The organism is Bacillus sp. UNC125MFCrub1.1, assembly GCF_000701305.1.
In the GTDB taxonomy this organism is placed as follows: Bacteria; Bacillota; Bacilli; order Bacillales; family Bacillaceae; genus Bacillus; species Bacillus altitudinis.
Genome location: NZ_KL370769.1, coordinates 827033 through 847327, shown reverse-complemented (window position 1 = coordinate 847327; position 20295 = coordinate 827033). Strand labels below are relative to the sequence as shown.

Genomic DNA, 20295 nt, shown 5'->3' with positions numbered 1-20295 from the left:
CATGAACCATCTGCCAGTGGCACTTCAAACAGGAGATACAGTGGGAATCATTGCACCAGCAAGCCCGCCTGATGAGCTGAAATTAGCAAGAGGTATTTCTTTTTTAGAAAGCTTAGGGCTAAAGGTGAAAAAGGGGAAGTATATCGACTCCCGGTATGGTTATTTAGCAGGTCATGATCATGAACGAGTGGAAGATATTCATCACATGTTTCAAGATCCAGACGTGAAGGCAGTGATTTGTGCTTGCGGAGGATACGGAACAGGAAGAATTGCAGAAGCCATTGATTATGATCTCATTCGCCGGAACCCAAAAATCTTTTGGGGATACAGTGATATTACGTTTTTACATACAGCCATTCAGCAGCAGACGGGTCTTGTGACCTTTCATGGTCCAATGCTCTCCTCTGATGTGGGACTTGAAGGGGTTCACCCGTATACAAAGGATACCTTTTTACAGCTATTCACTCCGAAAGCCTTTTCGTATACGAACCACCTGTCACCTCTTCATACTTTTTATCATGGCACGGCTTCAGGCGAAATCACCGGAGGAAATCTTGCCCTTATTGTCACGACACTTGGTACACCTTTTGAAATTGATACAAAGGGGAAGCTTTTATTGATAGAAGATATTGACGAAGAACCATATAAAATCGATCGAATGATGCAGCACTTAGCATCTGCAGGAAAATTACATGATGCGGCGGGATTTATCATTGGTGATTTTCATCAATGTGAGCCGAAAAAGAAAGAGCAGTCGTTAACGCTCGATCAGCTATGGGAGACGTATATTGTCCCGCAACAGAAACCTGCACTTGGCGGCTTTCGGATCGGTCATTCATCTCCAAACTTCGCCATTCCAATCGGCGTGCACGCTACATTAGATGCTACAGGGAAAAAACTGCATATTTCCCCAGGTGTTGCAGCGAAAGAGGCGATCAAATGAAAATCGTAGATGTTCGCACATGCAGAACGAGTGTACCGCTAAAGAAGCCTTTCAAAACAGCATTAAGAACGGTGTATGATGCCGCATCTCTTATTGTGATCATCACCTATGATCAAGGTGATGTCAGCTATGGAGAGGCAGTGCCGACATCGGTCATTACAGGTGAAACACTGGAAAGCATCGACTATGCTATTTGCGCTGTGATGAGGCCGATCTTGATTGGGGCCTCATTGTCACAATATGAACAAATCTTTTCAGCGATCGACCGTGTACTTGTAGGAAACACGAGTGCAAAGGCTGCAATAGATATGGCGATTTACGATGGTTTAGCGAAGCAGGCTGGCCTCCCGCTTTATCAATTTCTTGGCGGTTATCGTGATCAGCTAGAAACGGATTACACGGTCAGTGTCAACCGTCCGCTAGAAATGGCAGAGGATGCGAAGCAATATGCAGCTGAAGGCTTTCGTACCTTAAAGATCAAAGTGGGAAAAGATGATATAGATACGGATATTCAGCGGATCGAGCGGATTCGAGAAAAAGTCGGGCCGGACATTCAAATCAGGCTTGACGCCAACCAAGGCTGGACATGGAAGGAAGCGGTTGTGGCTATTCGAAAAATGGAGGCACTCGATATTGAACTAGTCGAGCAGCCAGTGCCTAAAGAAGACATCGAGGGTCTGCGCCGGGTGACGGAAGCAACAGACACATTGATTATGGCAGATGAAAGTATTTTTAGCCTCCATGATGCCATCAAGGTGTTAGAAACGAGAAGCTGTGATCTCATCAACTTAAAATTAATGAAAACAGGCGGTATCAAAAAAGCGCTGAAAATCAATAGTTTAGCAGAAGCATACGGCGTCAAGTGCATGGTTGGCAGTATGATCGAATCAAAACTAGGGATTACCGCAGCCGCTCATCTTGCTGCAAGCCAGCCGAATATTACCCGTTATGATTTTGATGCGCCGCTTATGCTCAAAGAGGACTTAATAGACGGAGGAATTGTCTATCAAGGAAAAGATATTCTCTTTCCACCGCATCATGGATTAGGCATTCAAGGAGTGAAAGGGGTCTTATGATGTTATATGAATCAAAGGTTCCAGTCGCAAATATATGGACAGCTCCGCAGTCGCCGAGAGATATGGATCGACACGTTCTTCAAAGTTCCGTCCAGATCAAAGAATGGATTGATCAGCAAACATATGAACAGAAATTGGCCTTATGTGAAGAAAACCTTATTCAAACCCAAGTACTGCTTGGCGAACGAGTCATTGGGCTGGAGGAGACAGATGGCTGGATGAAAGTTGTCATCCCGCAGCAGGCAAGCCGGAAACACCCGCAAGGCTACCCAGGTTATATCCCTGTAGAGCAATTAAATGAAGTATCAGAGAGTGAACCACCTGCTAGTCCCTTGATTGTTTGTCAGAAAAAAGCGGTTTTATATCAAAACGGAACACCGAATATGGAGGTTAGTTTTTTAACAGAACTAGCACCTGTTGAAGAAATGAGCGATTCCTTTGATGTTCTAACTCCAGTAGGAAGAAGAGAAATCAAAAAAGAAGATGTGCGCCGCGCTTCATCCCCTTCTTCTATGAGCGGTAAGGATGCCTTAGCTATAGGAAAACAATTTATTGGACTGTCATATTTGTGGGGCGGCATGAGCAGCTATGGCTACGACTGTTCGGGTTTTGTTTACAGCATGTACAAAGCGTGTGGATGTTTATTACCGAGAGACGCAAGTGACCAAGCAGTTCAAGGAACTCCAGTCGCATCAAATCATTTGGTGCCAGGTGATCTCATGTTTTTTGCCAATGACAATGGGAAGGGAGCTGTTCGCCATGTAGGGATGTATGCTGGAGATGGCATGATGCTTCACTCGCCTAAAACGGGCAGACAGATTGAACTTCTTTCTCTTTCTGGTACTTCATATGAACAGGAATGGGCAGGAACAAGGCGGTATTTGAAAGCTGAGAGGGGGAGATGTGATGGGAAGTGAACCACTTCTGCAAGTCAACAACTTAAAAAAGCATTTTCATCTATCGAAAGGAAGAACGTTAAAAGCATTAGATGGTGTCACCTTTCAGCTGAAACAAGGCGAAACCTTTGGTCTTGTTGGTGAGTCAGGCTGCGGTAAATCTACACTTGGAAAAGTGCTCATGCGGCTTTATGACCCGACAGAAGGTGAAGCTTTGTATGAAGGGAAAAGTCTCCATCACTTATCGAACCGAGAATCATTTGATTTCAATAGACAAATTCAAATGGTGTTTCAAGATCCGTATTCTTCTTTAAATCCTAGGCTCTCTGTAAAAGATATTATGCTGGAACCGATGGAGATCCACCAATTGTATGGCAGTCAAAAGAAAAGGCTCGCACGTGTGAAGGAACTGCTTGAAGCGGTGGGGCTAAGTCATGATTTTGCTACACGCTATCCTCACGAATTCAGCGGAGGACAGAGGCAAAGAATAGGGATTGCTAGAGCACTCGCCTTATCGCCAAAGTTTATCGTGGCAGATGAGCCGATTTCTGCACTAGATGTATCCGTTCAAGCTCAGGTCGTGAATTTGCTGAAAAAACTGCAAAAAGAAGAAGGATTGACGTTTTTATTTATTGCCCATGATTTATCAATGGTTAAATATATTAGCGATCGAATCGGTGTCATGTACTTAGGACATCTCGTGGAAATGACTAGCAGTGATGCTTTATATAAAACACCGCTTCATCCATATACACAAGCATTGCTGTCTGCTATCCCGATTCCAGATCCTGATGTGGAAGATAAACGCAAGCGGTTTATTTTAAAGGGAGAAATTCCAAGTCCAGTGAATCCGCCAAGCGGCTGCGTATTTCGGACAAGATGTCCTGCTGCAATGGATGTATGTGCGGACAAAAAGCCAGTATTACAAGCAGTCGAAGAAGGACATGAAGTGGCCTGTCATTTATATGATAGGAAATAGATAGAGGGAAGAAGACAAGCGTTTAAAAAGCCAGCGAGTAAACAAGCTGGCTTTTTGGCTTTTATGAACGCCTAATAGGTAATGTACAGCATCTAAAAGAGCCGCCGGATTTAATGATTTCTGAAAAATCCACTTCAATGACGGTGTAGCCGCGTGCTGTTAATGCAGCATTTGTTTCTTGGTTGATTGGTAAGCTGATGACTTTTTTCTGACCAATGGACAACACATTTGGTCCAAGTGTGAACTGCTCTTGCTCACTTATTTCAATGAGATCATAATGCTTTTTGAGCATATGAAGATCCTTTTCCGTAAAAGCTTCAGGGTAAATCAATATCTCATGATGAGAAAGAATATTCATCACACAATCAAGATGCAAAATGTGAGAAGGAAGATGAATAGGAATGATGTCGTGATTCGGCAGTTCTTTTTTGAGCTGCTGGATGGCGACTAGATTTGTTCTTTTGCTGATCCCCACAAATACACGGGTTTGGTCTATAAGCACATCGCCGCCTTCAATCGTTCCATCATCCAGCGTGATGGTTGTCCATCCTTTTGTCTGTGCCCATTCTTTTAAGGAATGTTCTTCTCCTTGTCTGACAGGGGCTGCCATGTTTGAAACAAATAAAGTCTGTCCAATTGTAAATCCAATATCCCGAGTGAAGACTTGTTCAGGGAAACGTTCATTTGCAGGAAGAAGGACAGGCCGGACATGATGGTTTTTCAGCGTTTGGATGAATTGCTTATGCTGCGTGAGGGCTTTGTTTTGAGAAATATTTACTCTTGCAAAATGCTTTTGGGTTTCATTGATGATCTGTTTAATTTCCATATAAATTGGACTGCATAAGAGGACTTCTTGTAAATCATCATATTCACTCATACATTGCGGCGTTTTGTACACTTTCTCTGATTTCATAGAATCCATCAAAGGGCCTCCTTGTTTATCGATAGTTATATTATTCCTCCTTCTAGTAAATGTTGAAACATTTCCGAAAGAAAATCTCTCATGAGAGACTAAAGCAAAAAGTTTAGACAAACCTAATAGAATAGTGTTTAATAAAAGTCGTTCCGCATCAACGAAAACAGCAAGAAGGAGCTATGACGATGAGTGAAGAAAATTTCAAATACTGCAAGGAATCAAAAGTTGTGAAAACCAGCAGGGTATTCCCCCTCGATACGAATAACCACCAAACGTTATTTGGCGGGAAATTAATGAGTTATATAGATGACATTGCTTCCATCTCGGCAGCAAGACACAGCCGTAGTGAAACAGTCACCGCATCAATGGATTCAGTTGATTTTTTAGAGCCGATTGGACAGAAAGAGTCCGTCTGCTTAGAATCTTATGTGACATGGGTCGGCACATCTTCTATGGAAGTATTCGTCAAAGTCATTAAAGAAAACTTGATGTCTGGAGAACGCAGACTCGCAGCAACTTCATTTCTTACCTTTGTCTCGCTGGATGAAAACGGGAAGCCAAAACGAGTTCCACAAGTCATGCCGGAAACAGAGGAAGAAATCATGCTTCATCAAACAGCGAAGCAGCGGGCAGAGGAAAGAAAAAGCCGCCGAAAGCATAGTAAAGCTTTGGCTGACGCACTTGGGACGGATAAGCCTTGGGCGTAAAAATCACCCTTTATGCGGTGATTTTTTTCTAGGTCAGTATCTTGCATAGCAAGATAGTGTGTGGTAAGATCATACTATCTTGTCATGCAAGATACTGAAAGCGGAGGATCGATGATGACACAATCAACACAAATGCTAAAAGGAATTCTAGAGGGATGCCTACTGTCGATTATTTCTGAAGGTGAAATTTATGGCTATGAAATGACAAAGAAGCTTGCGCACTATGGGTTTGATCAAATTAGTGAAGGCAGTATTTATCCGATCTTGCTGCGCATGCAAAAAGAACAGCTGGTCAGTACGTCCACAAAAGCATCGGCGAGCGGGCCGAAAAGGAAATACTATACGCTCACACAAAGAGGCGAAGAAGCGCTGACGGATTTTACCATGCGATGGAATGAGCTGTCAGGGAATGTAGAGCGATTATTACATAAAGGGAAGTGAGAAGATGGTAACAAAAGAAACGAGACACATCTTATTAGAGCTGCAACTCTATCTCATATCAAAAGGGAAAAATCAGGACGAGATCGACGAAGTGATGGATGAATTAACGACACACGCTGTCGAAGCTGAGAAAGATGGGAAAACAGGGGAAGATGTATTTGGAGGAGATCCACGGGGCTTTGCTGACGAGCTAGCGAAAGAGCTCTCTAGAAATCATAAAGACTGGGTTCCGTTTGTCAGTGCTTTTTTAATTGGATCTCTTTTTTACATGATGTTAGCAGATGCTATTAGTCAAAGTTTATCGTATTCTTGGTATGCACTCATTGGTTATCCGCTCATCATAGTGGCCAATGTGATCATGACCATTGTGATGTTTAGAGCTTCTGCCTTTCAAACAAGCAGGAGGGCATTCTTTTACTTTTGGATATTAGGTGTTTTTCAGATGACAGCCTTGATCACAGTGAAATTATTGGACCAAAAACTTGGTACTCCTTTACTTGTGCTGACCTCGAGCCAAAGATGGGGCGTCATTCTTCTGTTACTGCTGTGTATTGTCTTATTGAATGCCATTTTAAAAGCCAATATGGTGTCGCTCATTCCGCTGATCTTCTTCGGACCGCAGCTCCTATTCGAATGGCTTGGATGGACATCACCTCTCATGCTTCTTTTCACAAGTCTGGTATCCATTGTGATTTTAGTCATGCTCACAATCGCTTTTTTACGGAAAACAAACAATAAAAATGAACATTTAATGTAAATAGAGCACATCTCTTGCGATGTGCTTCAGCGTGTAGACAAACCCTCGCATTCTTTGTCAGTCCTGCGTGCTGGTGCTCACGAATGTCAAATTCGCTCCGCGCCAGTACTCGTCCTTCCTAGGGCTGCAAAGGTTTTCTATCACGCTGAAAAGAAGACAAAGGGCTAAAATAAAGTTCATTTTAGCCCTTTGTCAACAATCTGGAGCACATCTCTTGCGATGTGCTTTTCTTTTTCTAAAAAAATGTAGATATGGGATCACATTTTTCTTTACAATGAGAAGAGGACAAAAAATGAAAAGGGGTTCTGTGATTGGATATTGTATGGGGGTATGTACTCGTTTTTATATTGGCTGCTTTACCTTTCTTTGAAGTGGTTGGTGTCGTTCCGCTGGGGATTTTAAGTGGTCTGCATCCTGTGACAACGGCAGTTATTGGATTCGTCGGCAACTTTCTTACCGTCTTGCTACTCATCGTCTTCGTGGACCGATTTAAAGCGTGGTGGCTGAAGAGAAAAGAGGAGAAACATGATGAAAAAGGAGAGAAAAAACAGCTGAAAGCCAGAAAGGTTTGGGAACGGTATGGTCTCCCTGGTTTGGCACTTATCGGTCCTTTTATCATTGGCAGTCATTTAGCGGCTTTTATGTGTATGAGCTTCGGTACGAAAAGAAAACAAGTCACTGTGTGGATGACGGTCAGTTTAATCATGTGGACCGCATTAGCTGCTAGTTTAACGGGTGCGGGGTTCCATTACTTTGCCCCAGATTCAAATGGGTTGTTCGGAGATATTTTTAGCAAGTAAGCAAGGAGGATAAAAAATGGCATATCAAACACGGATCGTGCTTGAAACAGAGCGTCTCAGACTGAGAACAATGGATGAAGACGATGCGCCTTTTTTATATGAAAAGCTGTTCCAAGATGAAGAGGTCATGAAGTATTATCCTTCACTAAAGGATGAAGAGCAGACAAAAGAGTGGATTGCTTGGAATCAAAAGAATGACCGCACGTATCATACATCCCTGTGGATCATTGAAGAAAAAGAAACGAAAGAACCACTTGGACAAAGCGGAATTGTTCTCCAAAACGTCGAAGGACAAACAGAGCTTGAAATTGGCTATATGCTAAAGAGATCGGCTTGGGGAAAAGGATATGCTGTTGAGGCTGCAAAAGGCTGTCTTGCGTATGGTTTTGACGAAATGAAGGTGAGGCGAATGGTTAGCTTAATTCGCCCTGACAATGAAGCGTCAGTCAAGGTCGCAATGAAAATGGGAATGAAAAAAGAAAAAACCATTTCAAAATGGGATCAAATGATTGATGTTTACAGTGTTACTCGTGACGGAAAAAGCGGCTCACTTGAATCATAAGGAGAGCCGCTTTTTCTTTTGTTCTAACTGAAGTAAATATTTCTTTCGTTCGATTCCCCCGCCATATCCGCCAAGTTCACCGTTTGTTTGAATGACTCGGTGACAAGGAATGATGATGGCCAACTGATTGGCACCATTTGCATTTCCAACTGCCCGAACCAAATGGGGATCGCCAAGCATGATGGCAAGATCTCGATACGATCTCGTTTCGCCTGGCGGAATCTGTAAGAGAAGATCCCATACCTTTTTCTGAAAAGGGGTGCCATGTATAGCAAGTGGCACAGTAAACTGCGTGAGTTTCTTTTCAAAATATAAGGCCAATTCCTTTGCTAATTGCTGATGGACGTTTGTTTCTCCAACTAAAATACGGGCATGATGTTTTTTTCTGATGTTCTCAATTTCTCTTTCTAATCCTCGCCTGTCCATAAATTCAAGCAAATATACATGGGTTGCATTTGAAATGCTCATCATCCGCCCAATCGGAGTAGAAATAAAATTCGCATGCAAAATATTGACTTGCGCCTTTTTGGGTGGATTTCCCATGATTTTCGTAAAGGCATCATTGAAGGCACTGGAAGACTCGTAACCGAAGGTGACTTGCTGATCAATGACTTTTTTTCCGTTTAGAATCTCTTTAAACGCTAGTCCCATTCGGCGTGATCTAGCATATTGAACAAAGGTCATTCCATAGATGTCTTTAAATTTTCTCCGAGCTGTTGCAGAGTGAATCCCTAATTGGCGAAAATCTTCTTCTTTCCACCGTTTCTCAGGACTCTCTTCAACTGCTGATACAAGTGTTTTGACTTCTTCTGGAATGCTGTTAGGATATGTTAAAGGCGTGCATCGCTTACACGGCCGATACCCTGCAAGCAGCGCCTCCTCTGCTGTAAAGAAAAACTCGCAGTTCTCATATTTTGGTTTTCTAGCAGTGCATGTGGCATGGCAGAAGATGCCGGTTGTTTTAATACCAGCAAAAAACGTGCCATCATATTGCGGATTCTTATCAACAAGTGCTTGATAAAATTCGTGTTTTTGTTCGTCGGTCATCATCATTTGATCCACCTCTTGTTTTATTATATCAGTGATGTGGTCGTTCCTCTTTCTAACATTTAGTATACTTCGCTTTCATCCACTTTCTTTCGAAAAATGAACAAGTATATTTGAAGGGGAAAAGCAAAGTGGTAGACCGGCATATCAGGGTGTGATACACTTTTTCATACAGAATCGGCTCTATGCTAGATCTGATTATCATGAATTGGTTTTCTAGGGTTCCGTGCGGGCAGCGCAGTCTGGACCGAGAGAAAACACATAGGGTCCTCTAAGAATGGGCCGTATGGACACGGAGGGATAAAAGCCCGGGAGATTTGATCAAACGATCGATTTCCGGGCTTTTTTTATTGCTTGGAATCGGTAAGAAAGGAAGAGATCGAATGAAATGGGGAAATGTTTTGATTGCAGCCGTATTTGAAGTCGGCTGGGTAATGGGGTTGAAATATGCTGGCTCTATATTGGAATGGAGCGCAACCATCGTTTGTATTGTCGTCAGCTTTTATCTACTCCTGAAAGCCACGACGGTACTTCCAGTTGGCACACTTTACGCCGTTTTCACCGGACTTGGAACAGCAGGTACGGTCATAGTAGGGATGGTCATGGGTGAGCCGGTACAGCTAGTAAAATTACTTTTGATCATGGTCCTTTTAAGCGGTGTATTAGGACTCAAATTGACCACAGGTGAAAAGAAAGGGGAGGCTGAATCGTGAGCTGGCTTTTACTCATTGGGGCAGGCATCTTAGAAATGCTTTGTGTCACCATGATGAATCAATTCCAGAAAGATCGCCATGTCAAATGGATTTTCTTCATAGCAGCTGGCTTTTCGCTTTCCTTTCTGATGCTGTCTCTTGCGATGAATACAATTCCGATGGGAACGGCGTATGCGATTTGGACAGGAATCGGAGCAGCTGGAGGAGCGATTGTCGGAATGCTGTTTTATGGTGAGTCGAAAGACGCAAAACGTATTTTATTTATCGCACTCATTTTATCAGCAGCGGTCGGGTTAAAAATCATTGAATAAGAAAAGGCTGGCAAACATGTGCCAGCCTTTTTTCTACATCGAATGATGATTGGAATCGTTTTCATTTTTGCGGTAAAGCTGACTCACAAGCAGAAAACATACACCAAATGTAAGTAAAGGAATGAGTCTTTCTCCGGTCATAAATAGATAAATGCCCGTGATGAGACATACGATGCCGAGCCAAAAGCTCACTTTACCAAACAAAGTCATGCTTTTCATCTCCATCACTCCTTTTGTGATAAAAGGTCTATTCATATTATATCACGCCAGGTGCAGAATTGAATGAATATTCAATAAAAAATACGCCACTTAATTGCTTTTTCTGTTTCCAGTCCAGTATAATATTTCATTAGAATGAAAAACGTAAATGAGGTCATAAGACATGAGAACATTGATTACAGAGAAACTTGAATTACACAGACAAAAGCATGAGCAAAAAGGAAGGCTTTTAGTCAGCTGCCCGGATCAGCCTGGTATTGTGTCAGCTGTTTCTACTTTTTTATTTGAACATGGAGCAAACATCATTGAATCTAGTCAATACACAACAGATCATGAGAGCGGCCGGTTCTTTTTAAGAATTGAATTTGATTGGAAAGACATTTCTGCCAACTTAGATCAATTGAAAAGCAGTTTTGAGCCAATTGCGCAATCATTTCACATGACATGGAGCATGTCGCGTGCAAGTGATCTAAAAAAGCTGGCAATCTTTGTGTCCAAAGAGCTTCATTGTTTACATGAACTTTTATGGGAATGGCAAAGCGGTAATTTAATGGCTGAAATAGCGGTTGTCATCAGCAATCATGAAACGGCAAAAGATACAGTCGAAGCACTCGGCATTCCATTCCACTTCGTGAAGGCAAATAAAGACATTCGCCAAGATGCAGAAAAACAACAGCTTGCCTTATTAGAAGAATATGATATTGATGCGGTTGTGCTTGCGAGATACATGCAAATTTTGACGCCAGCCTTTATCGAACAGCACCCGAACAAAATCATTAATATTCATCATTCCTTCCTGCCAGCGTTTATCGGTGCAAACCCATACAAGCGGGCATACGAGCGGGGAGTCAAATTAATTGGCGCGACTTCCCATTATGTCACCAATGATTTAGACGAAGGGCCAATCATTGAACAGGATATTGAGCGGGTAGATCATAGAGATGATGCAGAGGCATTAAAAAATATTGGCCGCACGATTGAGCGCAGTGTGCTTGCCCGAGCTGTCAAATGGCATCTGGAAGATCGAATCATTGTCCATGAGAATAAAACGATTGTGTTTAATTGACCGCTTGACTTTTCTGAAGCAATTGGTGATAATATAAAAAAATTAACGAGCGTTGAGAAGGAATAGTAAGCAGGACCTGCTGTGTAAAGAGAGCAAATGACACGCTGAAACATTTGCCACAGACAGCTGCTGAACCTACCCTTTGAGCCTTAGAGGAAAAATCTAAGCGCATGCCTGGCGTTACAGGAGTTGAGTGGAATAAGCAAACGTATGCTTATTCAATGAAGGTGGTACCACGGAAAATCCCTTTTTCGTCCTTTACATAAGGAGAAAAAGGGATTTTTTATGTGGTGAAAGGTATAGCGGAGGGAATCAATGATGAAAAAGCAAAGGATCGTCATAAAAATTGGTAGCAGTTCATTAACAGAGCAAAAGGGAGCCATTGATGAACAAAAAATGCAGGATCATGTCAAAGCCATTGCAAAGCTAAAAGAGGCAGGACATGAAATCATTCTCATTTCGTCAGGTGCCGTTGCGGCGGGATTTGGCAGTTTAGGATATCCGTCAAGACCTGTGACCTTAAAAGGGAAGCAGGCTGCTGCTGCTGTTGGTCAAGGCTTGTTAATGCAGAAATATACAGAACTATTTTCACAGTTTCAGATGACGCCTGCACAAATGCTTTTAACACGTAATGACTTTTCAGATCGTACAAGATATCGAAATGCTTACGCAACGATGATGGAACTGCTCGAAAGAAAAATTTTACCGATCATTAATGAAAATGATTCTGTGTCCATCGAGGAGCTTACCTTTGGTGATAATGACATGTTATCAGCACTGGTCAGTGGCTTAATTCATGCAGACCAATTGATCATTTTAACAGATATCAACGGAATTTATGATGCCAATCCAAGTGAGAATCCTGATGCGAAGCGGTTTGATGTGCTGACTCACATCTCAGATGAATTGTTCTCATATGCGAAGAGTACGGGTTCAAAGGTTGGAACAGGCGGGATGAAATCTAAGCTTTCAGCTGCACAAACAGCTCTCTCCCTTGGCGTTAAAGTCTTCATTGGCACAGGTACAGGGGAAGACAAGCTTCTTCACATTCTCGCTGGTCAAGGGGACGGCACATATATTGGTGAACAAGACTTATCATCAGTCAATAACCGTCGCCAATGGATTCAATTCCACTCACCAGTCTCTGGAAAGATCATGATTGATGCGGGAGCAGAGGCGGCGATTTTGCATAATGGAAGGAGTCTTCTTCCAGCTGGTGTCATTGATGTAGCTGGTGAATTTTCTAAAGGAGAGGTCGTCGAAGTTGTTGGTCCAAATGGTTTAGTCGGTAAAGGACAAACATTGTATGATTCAGATGAGCTTCTTGGCATTAAAGGGATGCGAAGTCATGAGCTTTCTCATGAAAAACCTGAAGTCATTCACCGAGATCACTGGGTTCAGCACGTACAAAACTGAGGAGGGAAAACGATGAATGAAGTTCTAGAAAAAGCAAAAAAGGCAAGCGCAGCCAAAGATCAGCTGCTATTAAAAACAACTGAACAAAAGAATGCTGCATTAGACGCTATTGCAAAAGCATTAAAAGCATCTTCAGCGTATTTAATTGCCGAGAACCATAAGGATGTTCAGGCGGCTATAGACAAAGAGTTCACGCCATCTGTGATCGACAGAATTACATTAACAGAAGAGAGAATTGAAGCGATTGCAGACGCTACGCATCAACTCATTCAGCTCAAAGACCCAATTGGTGAAACATTAGAAACCATTCAAAAAGAAAACGGGCTTTTCATTGAAAAAGTACGTGTGCCTCTTGGAACGGTTGGGATGATTTACGAAGCAAGACCAAACGTGACAGTCGATGCGGCCACTCTTTGCTTGAAAACTGGAAATGCTGTGATTCTTCGAGGAAGTTCATCGGCCATTCATAGTAATAAAGCGATTGTGAAAGTCATTCATGAAGCGTTGCAACCAACGGATATTCCAGTAGACAGTGTACAATTGATTGAAGATACAGGCCGTGAGACGGCTAAAACCCTGTTCACTTTAAATGACTATCTAGATGTCCTGATTCCACGCGGAGGGAAACATTTAATTGATCTTGTTGTGAGAGAGTCTACTGTTCCAGTACTTGAGACGGGTGCAGGGAATTGTCATATTTACATTGATGAAACAGCCCAAAAAGAAATGGCTGAACAAATTGTTCTGAATGCGAAAACACAAAGACCATCTGTTTGTAATGCCATTGAGAGCATTGTCATTCATGAAACATGGGCAAAAGAACATGGCGCTTCGCTCTTTGAAGCACTTCAGACACATGGTGTAGAGATACGGGGCGATGAAGCAGTATGTGCAATTGCACCGAGTGCCACATTAGCGACGACCACTGATTTTGAAACGGAATTTTTAGCGCCGATTGTCAGTATTAAAACCGTCAAGACCATGGAAGAGGCGATACAGCATATTCAAATGTATAGCTCTAAGCATTCTGAAGCGATCATTACGGAAAACGACCAGCATGCGGCACTTTTCTTAACAGCCGTTGATGCTGCCGCTGTGTATCATAATGCATCTACCCGGTTTACAGATGGCTTTGAATTTGGCTACGGAGCGGAAATCGGCATTAGCACACAAAAATTGCATGCTAGAGGACCAATGGGTCTGCCAGCCCTAACCTCTGAAAAATTTGTCATTCGTGGTCAAGGACAAATAAGAGAATAACCCATCCAAAAAGAGAGTCTTATCGCACAAGGCTCTCTTTTTCCTTTCATTTTTGTATTTCTTCGGTCAAGTATGATAAAATATGGTAATGTTTTATATTTTGAGAAGATTGGAGAAGGCAACGTATGGCGAAAATCATTCCCTCTTCGGATATTGGAGTGAAAATCAACAAGTGGTATGAATTAATCCGCAGATTTGATTCAGAACAAGCAGAACAGTTAAAGCAGGAAATTCGCACCTCTCTTGATTCAATGGAAGAAGATCAGAATTTGCTTCTCTATTTTTCTTTAATGGAATTCAGGCATGAGGTCATGCTCGATTATTTAAAGCCATTAAAGGAAGGAAAGCTTCGCGCCAACTTTTCCGAGCTTTCGAAAGAAATAGATGAGCATCAAACGCATGTCACAGGCATGCTTGAATATTACTATCATTTCTTCAGAGGCATGTATGAGTTCGGCCGGAGAGAGTACATTGCTGCCATATCGTCCTATCAAAAGGCAGAGCATAAGCTTTCTTTTGTATCCGACGATATTGAACGTGCAGAATTTCATTTTAAAATGTCAGAAATATATTATCACATGAAACAAACACACATTTCGATGCACCATGCCAAACTAGCGCTGGATGTCTATATTCAGCACGAACTATATGCGCTTCGTACCATTCAGTGTGAATTTATTGTAGCCGGTAATTATGATGATATGAGAAGGCATGAAAAGGCATTGCCACATCTCGAAAGAGCACTTGCAAGATCAAGAGACTTTCAGAATGTGCGTTTTATTGCTTCTTCTTTGTTTAATATGGGCAACAGTTATTACAGAATGGGAGACTTGAACCGCGCACTCGACTTAATGAAAGAATCCATCTCATTATTTGATCAAAACCAATCTGATCATCTTCGTCGATCGATAGACCCTCTTTATACAGCCGCTCAGATCTTATACAAACAAGGTAAAAACAATGAAGCATTATATTACAGAGAAGAATGTATGAAACGAGCAGAAGCTCTGCAGGATGACATTCATATTCAGAAGACCATTTTTTTAGAAGCGTTGTACTTACGACAAGATGCAGAGCATATTAAACGAATTTTCCATTTTTTAGAATCTTCCTATGCATATCCAGATATAGAAGAGCTGGCTTTAGACACCGCAAAGTATTATAATGAAATGGAGGATTATGAAAAATCTTCCATGTTCTATGGGGAAGCGGAACATGCTCGTATCTATATTCAGAGAGGGGATTGTTTATATGAATTTTAAAAAATGGGCAGTCGTCTGTACAAGCATCACGATCTTGGCATTATGGATCACATCACCTAATGCCGACCCCGATAACAGAAACCATACGCTAGAAAAACCGAATCCGCAGCATATCACGATCTAAAAAGCCCTTTTTAAAGGGCTTTTTTTTATTGCCTTGATTGGTTCCATCATCGTGCGATGTACATTCATAAAAATAAAAAAAGGAGGAAAGATGAAAGTGAGTGTTTTTCATTGACTCTTGAATTTAGATTGTGTACAATTCAATTGTAGAAAATATTATTAGAGCGAAAGAGGGTTATATTCATGTCAGAAGTTTTATTTACTGCAACGGTATCAGCTGTAGGAGGAAGAGAAGGTAAGGTTGTGTCAACAGATGGTGTACTAGAGCATGATGTAGCAATGCCAGGAACGCCAAGAGCGAAAAAGCTTGAGAAAGCAACGAATCCAGAGCAATTATTCGCAGCGGGCTATTCTGCATGTTTTGATTCAGCCCTTCAAATGGTCGCAAGACAAGAGCGTATCCGTTTTGAAAGTGAAGTAACGGCACATGTAAGCTTAGTCAAAGACAGTTCAGACGGCGGTTTCAAACTAGGTGTCAAATTAGAAGTAAAAGGAACTGGAATTGAGCAATCTGCACTTGATGAACTTGTTCATAAAGCACACGGCGTTTGCCCATACTCAAAAGCAACGCAAGGAAACATTGAAGTAGAATTAGTAGCTGTCGCTCAATAATAGACATCAAAAAAAGGCTGAGGGAATATTCCCTCAGCCTTTTGATTGTGTTAATTTTTGCAAAAGCTCATGTAAAGAAGCGCGAAGTGTTTTCAGCTCTTCTTCTGATCTGCCTGTTCCAGACAGCATTTGAAATGGAATCGAAGTGGCCTTCTCTTGTAAAGCTTCTCCGTATTCTGTTAAACGAATTTGGACCGAACGCTCATCCTCTTTCGAACGTTCGCGGATGATGAGTCCATTTTGTTCCATTCGTTTTAGCATAGGTGTGAGTGTACCGGAGTCTAAATATAAAAGCTCTCCCATTGTTTTCACATTTAATGTCCCATGCTCCCATAACAAAAGCAGTGCCAAATATTGCGGGTATGTGATATTTAACTCTTCTAATAATGGTTTATACTGCTTCGTCATTTCTCTTGAACTTGCATATAACAAGAAACAAAGCTGATTTTCCAGCTTCATATGTTCAAATTCATTTGTCATATCTGTCACCAACTATTTTTTGTCATACTTATCATTGTATAAGATTTTCTTCCTTTTTAAAATAAATACAGACTAAAAATGAAAAATTCTTCAATGTGCCATAAATGTTTGAGCAACGAATAGAACGTGAAAGGTATAAGTAGAAGAAGGAGGAGATCAAGATGAAACCATTATTTACTGCAAAAGTAAAAGCACAGCACGGAAGAGCAGGACATGTTCGTTCTGATGATGGTGTGCTTGACCACAACATTGTGATGCCAAACGCAAAGAAAGATGGAGAAACTGGTACGAATCCTGAGCAATTATTTGCAGCGGGTTATGCGGCCTGCTTCGGAGGGGCGCTTGAACAAGTCGCCAAGAAGCAAGGTGTCGAAATTGAATCAGAAGTAGAAGGACATGTCAGTCTATTAAAAGATGAAAGTGATGGCGGTTTTAAACTTGGCGTGAAGCTGATTGTTTCCGCTAAAGGGCTTGACCATGACAAAGCGAAAGAGCTTGTTGAGGCTGCACATGAATTCTGTCCATATTCAAAAGCAACAAGAGGAAACATCGAAGTAGAGCTTGAAGTGGCGGAATCATGAAAAGAAAAAAGGGCTAAAATTTAGCCCTTTCTCAACAATCTACTGACACCTGCTGTGGAGCAGGTGTCTTTTTTTAATATTCTTTCTTTTTGTCGTATGTGTCCCATGCTTCAAATGGAGCAAGGGTTTTTTGAAGGGTCAGCTGGTAAAATGGAATGTTTCTTGATTCGTATTCTTTGTTGATTTCTTCATAAATAAAGGAGTCATCAAAACCAGAAGTCGCTGCATCCTTATGTCCAGCGGCAAAATATACGGCCTTTGGTCTAGCCCAATAGATAGCTCCAAGACACATTGGACAAGGCTCACAGCTTGTATACAAAATACAGTCTTCTAATTGGTATGTATGTAGTGTTTGGCACGCCTTTCGAATGGCTGTCACTTCTGCATGTGCGGTTGGATCATTACTCGTTGTGACATTGTTGCTTCCCTCTGCTATAATCTGACCGTCTTTGACAATGACCGCTCCAAAAGGGCCGCCTGTGCCACTATTTACTCCTTCTACTGCAAGATCAATTGCGCGTTGTAAAAAAGCTTCGTGATTCATTGTCTTCCTCCCTTTGTTCGACTGACTTCTCTAGTATAAACGAATCATGATAGAAAAGGAATCATTGTAGGAGGAGATCGAACAGGACAATTTACGGATAAAAAACCCCTGCCAAATGTTCAGCAGGGGAAGAGTGAGTTAATTATGCGTGCTGCGCTAGCTTTTTACGAGCGACTTCAGCAGCTGTCACCATGTTTTTCAAAGCAGCAATGGTTTCAGGTTCTTGTCTTGTTTTCAGTCCACAGTCAGGGTTGACCCAGAAGCGATCTGTCGGACAGACGTTCAGTGCATCATCAATGATTTTACTCATTTCTTCAACAGCTGGAACGCGCGGGCTGTGGATGTCATATACCCCAAGTCCAAGGCCTTTCAAATACGGGTGTTTTTCTAAATAATCGAGGAACCCGCCATGACTGCGTGAATGTTCAATCGTAATCACGTCTGCATCAAGGTCTTCAATCGTATCAACAATATCCTCGAAGTTGCTGTAGCACATATGTGTATGAATTTGCGTTTCATTTTGAACAGACGATGTCGATAGACGGAATGACTCTGCTGCCCAGTTTAAGTATGCTGCCCAATCACTCTCTTTTAAAGGAAGACCTTCTCTTAGCGCAGGTTCATCCACTTGAATCACTTGAATACCCGCTGCTTCTAACGCTTCTACCTCTTTGCGTAAAGCAAAAGCGATTTGGAAGGCAATGTCTTTACGAGAGATATCTGTTCTTGGGAAAGACCAGTTTAAGATCGTGACAGGCCCTGTCAGCATTCCTTTGACTTTTTTCTCCGTTAAGCTTTGAGCGTAAACCGTCTCTTTCACTGTCATTGGCTCTGTAAATTCTACATCTCCATAAATGATCGGCGGCTTTACGCATCGTGATCCATAAGATTGAACCCAAGCGAATTTTGTAAAGGCAAATCCAGCGAGTTTTTCACCGAAGTATTCAACCATGTCTGTACGTTCAAATTCTCCATGAACGAGTACATCTAGGCCAATCTCTTCTTGAATATCAATCCATCTTTTTGTTTCTTTTTTAATAAATTCATCATACTCTGCATCTGTCCACTCATTTTTGCGCCATTTTTGACGAGCACTGCGCACCTCAGCTGACTGAGGGAAGCTTCCGATTGTTGTGGTTGGAAGAAGCGGCAGTTCAAGAGATTCATTTTGAATGCGTAGTCGTTCTGCAAAAGCAACTGGACGTTTAAAATCTTTTGATGAAAGGCTGTTGCGCTCTGCTGTCAGGTCCGCATTCGTTCCTTTCGCGAATTCTTTTAACGTCAGAAGTGCTTCATTTGCTGCATGGATGTCTGCATCAATGGCAGCTGCTCCTTTTGATAAGCCTTCTTTTAATAGCGTTAATTCAGCCAGCTTTTCAGTGGCATAAGAAAGTCCGTTTAATAGTTTTTCTTCAAGCTGTTCGCTCGGATGTTTTGCAACTGGTACATGTAGCAGGCTGCTTGAAGGCTGTAGCCATACTTCTTTTGGCTGCACGTCAGCAATCACTTCAGAAATAAACGATAATCTTTCTCCTAGATCTGATCTCCAAATATTTCTGCCGTCGATGATACCGGCTGCTAAAATTTTATCTTTTGGGAAGCCGTGTTTTTTCAATTGTTCAAGGTTTCGTCCTTGATCATGGACAAAATCAAGACCGATGGCTTCAACAGGATACGTGACAAGCTCTTCATAGGCATCTACTGAGTCAAAGTATGTTTGAAGGAGAACGTTTAAGGCAGGTACAGCTTCTTTAATCGTTTGATAGATGGCTTTTACTGCTTTCACGTCTTCACTTGAAGCTGTGACTAAAGCAGGCTCATCAATTTGAACCCATTTTACACCGGCTTCTTCAAGCTCTTTTAACAACTGAGTATAAAGCGGCACTAGGCGTTGCTGAATCTCTTTCACTTCATTGGCTTCATAGCCTTTAGAAAGTGCGACAAATGTATAAAGGCCAAGAACGACAGGTTTTGTTTCAACACCAAACGCTTTTTTCACCTTTTCGTATGCTTCAAGCGGTTTGTTATGTGTGAGTTTGAATTCTGTGCTTTTTTCATATTCTGGAACGATGTAGTGATAGTTTGTATTAAACCATTTTGTCATTTCACTTGAGACAGCATCTTTTGTTCCTCTTGCCATCGCAAAGTATGTATCTAGCGGGTCTTTCAAGCTGCGGAAGCGCTCTGGAATCCAATTGAACATAACGGCAGTATCCAGCACGTGATCATAGAAGGTGAAGTCGCCAGAAGGAACAACGTCAATTTGTTGATCAATTTGAGTTTTAATAGCGGCTAAAAATTGTTCATCGAGTGTGCTTAAGAGGGTTTCTCGGTCAGTTTGACCTTTCCAATAAGACTCAAGTGCTTTTTTCCATTCTCTGTTTAAACCAATTCGCGGGAAACCTAGATTACTTGTTTTAACAATTGTCAATTCCAATTCCTCCTCTAAATATAAAAAGACACTTACACTCATGGTCAAGATTGATGAGGGCAAATGTCTGGTTTAAAAAGACAAAATGTGTGTGCGAAAGAAGGCGTAAGTATCAATGACGAACGCTTTTCCGACATCTCCTATCAACCGTAG

24 protein-coding genes, 1 riboswitch and 1 other annotated feature are annotated in these 20295 nt (G+C 41.8%); of the genes, 18 read left to right on the top strand and 6 right to left on the bottom strand.

The genetic code is table 11. The features are described 5' to 3' along the window. Position 1: 1 nt before the first annotated feature. The 4 genes from N521_RS17070 to N521_RS17055 are packed head-to-tail and all read left to right on the top strand — an operon-like array spanning position 2 to position 3894. Entirely contained in the window at positions 2 to 943 is a 942-nt protein-coding gene (locus N521_RS17070) for a S66 peptidase family protein (RefSeq protein WP_035392316.1), read from the top strand. Next, the gene (locus tag N521_RS17065; RefSeq protein ID WP_035392314.1) at positions 940 to 2019 is read left to right on the top strand and encodes a dipeptide epimerase; all 1080 of its coding nucleotides are present in this window, start codon (positions 940 to 942) and stop codon (positions 2017 to 2019) included. The genes N521_RS17070 and N521_RS17065 overlap by 4 nt, the downstream gene beginning before the upstream one ends. After that, positions 2019 to 2936, top strand: coding sequence for a C40 family peptidase (locus N521_RS17060; RefSeq protein ID WP_035392313.1), 918 nt, complete (start codon positions 2019 to 2021; stop codon positions 2934 to 2936). Before N521_RS17065 ends, N521_RS17060 begins: the two co-directional genes overlap by 1 nt. Further along, the gene (locus tag N521_RS17055) at positions 2926 to 3894 is read left to right on the top strand and encodes an ABC transporter ATP-binding protein (RefSeq protein WP_017367088.1); all 969 of its coding nucleotides are present in this window, start codon (positions 2926 to 2928) and stop codon (positions 3892 to 3894) included. The genes N521_RS17060 and N521_RS17055 overlap by 11 nt, the downstream gene beginning before the upstream one ends. 61 nt (positions 3895 to 3955) lie before the next feature. Here N521_RS17055 and N521_RS17050 read toward each other — a convergent pair whose 3' ends face one another. Next, positions 3956 to 4816: a dimethylarginine dimethylaminohydrolase family protein gene (locus tag N521_RS17050; RefSeq protein ID WP_035392310.1), complete on the bottom strand. Its 861-nt coding sequence runs from the start codon at positions 4814 to 4816 to the stop codon at positions 3956 to 3958. A 179-nt stretch (positions 4817 to 4995) separates the two neighbouring features. Here N521_RS17050 and N521_RS17045 point away from each other — a divergent pair, with 179 nt between their 5' ends. The 5 genes from N521_RS17045 (at position 4996) to N521_RS17025 (ending at position 8077) form a co-directional block, all read left to right on the top strand. Next, complete coding sequence (locus tag N521_RS17045; RefSeq protein WP_008346212.1) at positions 4996 to 5517, top strand: acyl-CoA thioesterase; 522 nt, start codon at positions 4996 to 4998, stop codon at positions 5515 to 5517. Between the two features lie 114 nt (positions 5518 to 5631). Then, a complete protein-coding gene (locus N521_RS17040; RefSeq protein WP_019743451.1) occupies positions 5632 to 5958 on the top strand; it encodes a PadR family transcriptional regulator in 327 nt (108 codons plus the stop codon). Positions 5959 to 5962: 4 nt separating this feature from the next. Then, the gene (locus tag N521_RS17035; RefSeq protein ID WP_035392305.1) at positions 5963 to 6715 is read left to right on the top strand and encodes an HAAS domain-containing protein; all 753 of its coding nucleotides are present in this window, start codon (positions 5963 to 5965) and stop codon (positions 6713 to 6715) included. Between the two features lie 311 nt (positions 6716 to 7026). Then, the gene (locus tag N521_RS17030; protein ID WP_007498817.1) at positions 7027 to 7515 is read left to right on the top strand and encodes a small multi-drug export protein; all 489 of its coding nucleotides are present in this window, start codon (positions 7027 to 7029) and stop codon (positions 7513 to 7515) included. Between the two features lie 16 nt (positions 7516 to 7531). Next, entirely contained in the window at positions 7532 to 8077 is a 546-nt protein-coding gene (locus tag N521_RS17025) for a GNAT family N-acetyltransferase (RefSeq protein WP_035392303.1), read from the top strand. Here the strand turns inward: N521_RS17025 and N521_RS17020 are convergent. Beyond that, positions 8072 to 9130 carry a bifunctional transcriptional activator/DNA repair enzyme AdaA gene (locus tag N521_RS17020; protein WP_035392301.1) on the bottom strand — a complete coding sequence of 353 codons (1059 nt, stop codon included), beginning with the start codon at positions 9128 to 9130 and terminating at the stop codon, positions 8072 to 8074. The two genes, N521_RS17025 and N521_RS17020, sit on opposite strands and share 6 nt — an antisense overlap. A 199-nt stretch (positions 9131 to 9329) precedes the next feature. After that, positions 9330 to 9441, top strand: a riboswitch (guanidine-I (ykkC/yxkD leader). 66 nt (positions 9442 to 9507) lie between these two features. Between N521_RS17020 and N521_RS17015 the strand changes: the two genes are divergently transcribed. Together N521_RS17015 and N521_RS17010 are read left to right on the top strand one after the other, a co-directional pair. Then, complete coding sequence (locus N521_RS17015; protein ID WP_024719620.1) at positions 9508 to 9837, top strand: DMT family transporter; 330 nt, start codon at positions 9508 to 9510, stop codon at positions 9835 to 9837. Continuing rightward, positions 9834 to 10148 (top strand): DMT family transporter, encoded by a 315-nt coding sequence (locus N521_RS17010; RefSeq protein ID WP_017359126.1) that lies wholly within the window; start codon positions 9834 to 9836, stop codon positions 10146 to 10148. The genes N521_RS17015 and N521_RS17010 overlap by 4 nt, the downstream gene beginning before the upstream one ends. 33 nt (positions 10149 to 10181) lie before the next feature. Here the strand turns inward: N521_RS17010 and N521_RS17005 are convergent, their stop codons facing one another. Continuing rightward, positions 10182 to 10367, bottom strand: a complete 186-nt coding sequence (locus N521_RS17005) for a hypothetical protein (protein ID WP_024719622.1) — start codon at positions 10365 to 10367, stop codon at positions 10182 to 10184. A 163-nt stretch (positions 10368 to 10530) separates the two neighbouring features. Here N521_RS17005 and purU point away from each other — a divergent pair, with 163 nt between their 5' ends. From purU to N521_RS16975, 6 genes are all read left to right on the top strand, one after another. Then, on the top strand, positions 10531 to 11433 hold the full coding sequence (gene purU, locus N521_RS17000) for a formyltetrahydrofolate deformylase (protein WP_007498809.1): 903 nt from the start codon (positions 10531 to 10533) through the stop codon (positions 11431 to 11433). 43 nt (positions 11434 to 11476) lie between these two features. Then, positions 11477 to 11695, top strand: a binding site (T-box leader). 56 nt (positions 11696 to 11751) lie between these two features. Next, a complete protein-coding gene (proB, locus tag N521_RS16995; protein ID WP_035392650.1) occupies positions 11752 to 12849 on the top strand; it encodes a glutamate 5-kinase in 1098 nt (365 codons plus the stop codon). Between the two features lie 12 nt (positions 12850 to 12861). Beyond that, the gene (locus N521_RS16990) at positions 12862 to 14109 is read left to right on the top strand and encodes a glutamate-5-semialdehyde dehydrogenase (RefSeq protein WP_035392298.1); all 1248 of its coding nucleotides are present in this window, start codon (positions 12862 to 12864) and stop codon (positions 14107 to 14109) included. Between the two features lie 125 nt (positions 14110 to 14234). Continuing rightward, positions 14235 to 15371, top strand: coding sequence for a response regulator aspartate phosphatase (locus N521_RS16985; protein WP_008346192.1), 1137 nt, complete (start codon positions 14235 to 14237; stop codon positions 15369 to 15371). Further along, complete coding sequence (locus N521_RS16980) at positions 15361 to 15495, top strand: hypothetical protein (RefSeq protein WP_008346190.1); 135 nt, start codon at positions 15361 to 15363, stop codon at positions 15493 to 15495. Before N521_RS16985 ends, N521_RS16980 begins: the two co-directional genes overlap by 11 nt. A 182-nt stretch (positions 15496 to 15677) precedes the next feature. Further along, on the top strand, positions 15678 to 16106 hold the full coding sequence (locus N521_RS16975) for an organic hydroperoxide resistance protein (RefSeq protein WP_017367099.1): 429 nt from the start codon (positions 15678 to 15680) through the stop codon (positions 16104 to 16106). A gap of 33 nt (positions 16107 to 16139) precedes the next feature. Here the strand turns inward: N521_RS16975 and N521_RS16970 are convergent, their stop codons facing one another. Continuing rightward, complete coding sequence (locus tag N521_RS16970) at positions 16140 to 16586, bottom strand: MarR family winged helix-turn-helix transcriptional regulator (protein ID WP_008346188.1); 447 nt, start codon at positions 16584 to 16586, stop codon at positions 16140 to 16142. Positions 16587 to 16747: 161 nt separating this feature from the next. Between N521_RS16970 and N521_RS16965 the strand changes: the two genes are divergently transcribed. Further along, positions 16748 to 17167: an organic hydroperoxide resistance protein OhrB gene (locus N521_RS16965; protein WP_008346186.1), complete on the top strand. Its 420-nt coding sequence runs from the start codon at positions 16748 to 16750 to the stop codon at positions 17165 to 17167. A 73-nt stretch (positions 17168 to 17240) separates the two neighbouring features. Here N521_RS16965 and N521_RS16960 read toward each other — a convergent pair whose 3' ends face one another. Together N521_RS16960 and metE are read right to left on the bottom strand one after the other, a co-directional pair. Then, positions 17241 to 17711 (bottom strand): guanine deaminase, encoded by a 471-nt coding sequence (locus N521_RS16960; protein WP_008346184.1) that lies wholly within the window; start codon positions 17709 to 17711, stop codon positions 17241 to 17243. Between the two features lie 142 nt (positions 17712 to 17853). Continuing rightward, positions 17854 to 20142, bottom strand: coding sequence for a 5-methyltetrahydropteroyltriglutamate--homocysteine S-methyltransferase (gene metE / locus N521_RS16955; protein WP_035392295.1), 2289 nt, complete (start codon positions 20140 to 20142; stop codon positions 17854 to 17856). Positions 20143 to 20295 lie beyond the last annotated feature (153 nt).

Coding starts and splice junctions, on each gene's coding strand:
- N521_RS17070 (WP_035392316.1), top strand. CDS start 2: ATGAACCATCTGCCAGTGGCACTTCAAACAGGAGATACAGTGGGAATC.
- N521_RS17065 (WP_035392314.1), top strand. CDS start 940: ATGAAAATCGTAGATGTTCGCACATGCAGAACGAGTGTACCGCTAAAG.
- N521_RS17060 (WP_035392313.1), top strand. CDS start 2,019: ATGTTATATGAATCAAAGGTTCCAGTCGCAAATATATGGACAGCTCCG.
- N521_RS17055 (WP_017367088.1), top strand. CDS start 2,926: ATGGGAAGTGAACCACTTCTGCAAGTCAACAACTTAAAAAAGCATTTT.
- N521_RS17050 (WP_035392310.1), bottom strand. CDS start 4,816: ATGGATTCTATGAAATCAGAGAAAGTGTACAAAACGCCGCAATGTATG.
- N521_RS17045 (WP_008346212.1), top strand. CDS start 4,996: ATGAGTGAAGAAAATTTCAAATACTGCAAGGAATCAAAAGTTGTGAAA.
- N521_RS17040 (WP_019743451.1), top strand. CDS start 5,632: ATGACACAATCAACACAAATGCTAAAAGGAATTCTAGAGGGATGCCTA.
- N521_RS17035 (WP_035392305.1), top strand. CDS start 5,963: ATGGTAACAAAAGAAACGAGACACATCTTATTAGAGCTGCAACTCTAT.
- N521_RS17025 (WP_035392303.1), top strand. CDS start 7,532: ATGGCATATCAAACACGGATCGTGCTTGAAACAGAGCGTCTCAGACTG.
- N521_RS17020 (WP_035392301.1), bottom strand. CDS start 9,130: ATGATGATGACCGACGAACAAAAACACGAATTTTATCAAGCACTTGTT.
- N521_RS17015 (WP_024719620.1), top strand. CDS start 9,508: ATGAAATGGGGAAATGTTTTGATTGCAGCCGTATTTGAAGTCGGCTGG.
- N521_RS17005 (WP_024719622.1), bottom strand. CDS start 10,367: ATGAAAAGCATGACTTTGTTTGGTAAAGTGAGCTTTTGGCTCGGCATC.
- purU (WP_007498809.1), top strand. CDS start 10,531: ATGAGAACATTGATTACAGAGAAACTTGAATTACACAGACAAAAGCAT.
- proB (WP_035392650.1), top strand. CDS start 11,752: ATGAAAAAGCAAAGGATCGTCATAAAAATTGGTAGCAGTTCATTAACA.
- N521_RS16990 (WP_035392298.1), top strand. CDS start 12,862: ATGAATGAAGTTCTAGAAAAAGCAAAAAAGGCAAGCGCAGCCAAAGAT.
- N521_RS16985 (WP_008346192.1), top strand. CDS start 14,235: ATGGCGAAAATCATTCCCTCTTCGGATATTGGAGTGAAAATCAACAAG.
- N521_RS16980 (WP_008346190.1), top strand. CDS start 15,361: ATGAATTTTAAAAAATGGGCAGTCGTCTGTACAAGCATCACGATCTTG.
- N521_RS16975 (WP_017367099.1), top strand. CDS start 15,678: ATGTCAGAAGTTTTATTTACTGCAACGGTATCAGCTGTAGGAGGAAGA.
- N521_RS16970 (WP_008346188.1), bottom strand. CDS start 16,586: ATGACAAATGAATTTGAACATATGAAGCTGGAAAATCAGCTTTGTTTC.
- N521_RS16965 (WP_008346186.1), top strand. CDS start 16,748: ATGAAACCATTATTTACTGCAAAAGTAAAAGCACAGCACGGAAGAGCA.
- N521_RS16960 (WP_008346184.1), bottom strand. CDS start 17,711: ATGAATCACGAAGCTTTTTTACAACGCGCAATTGATCTTGCAGTAGAA.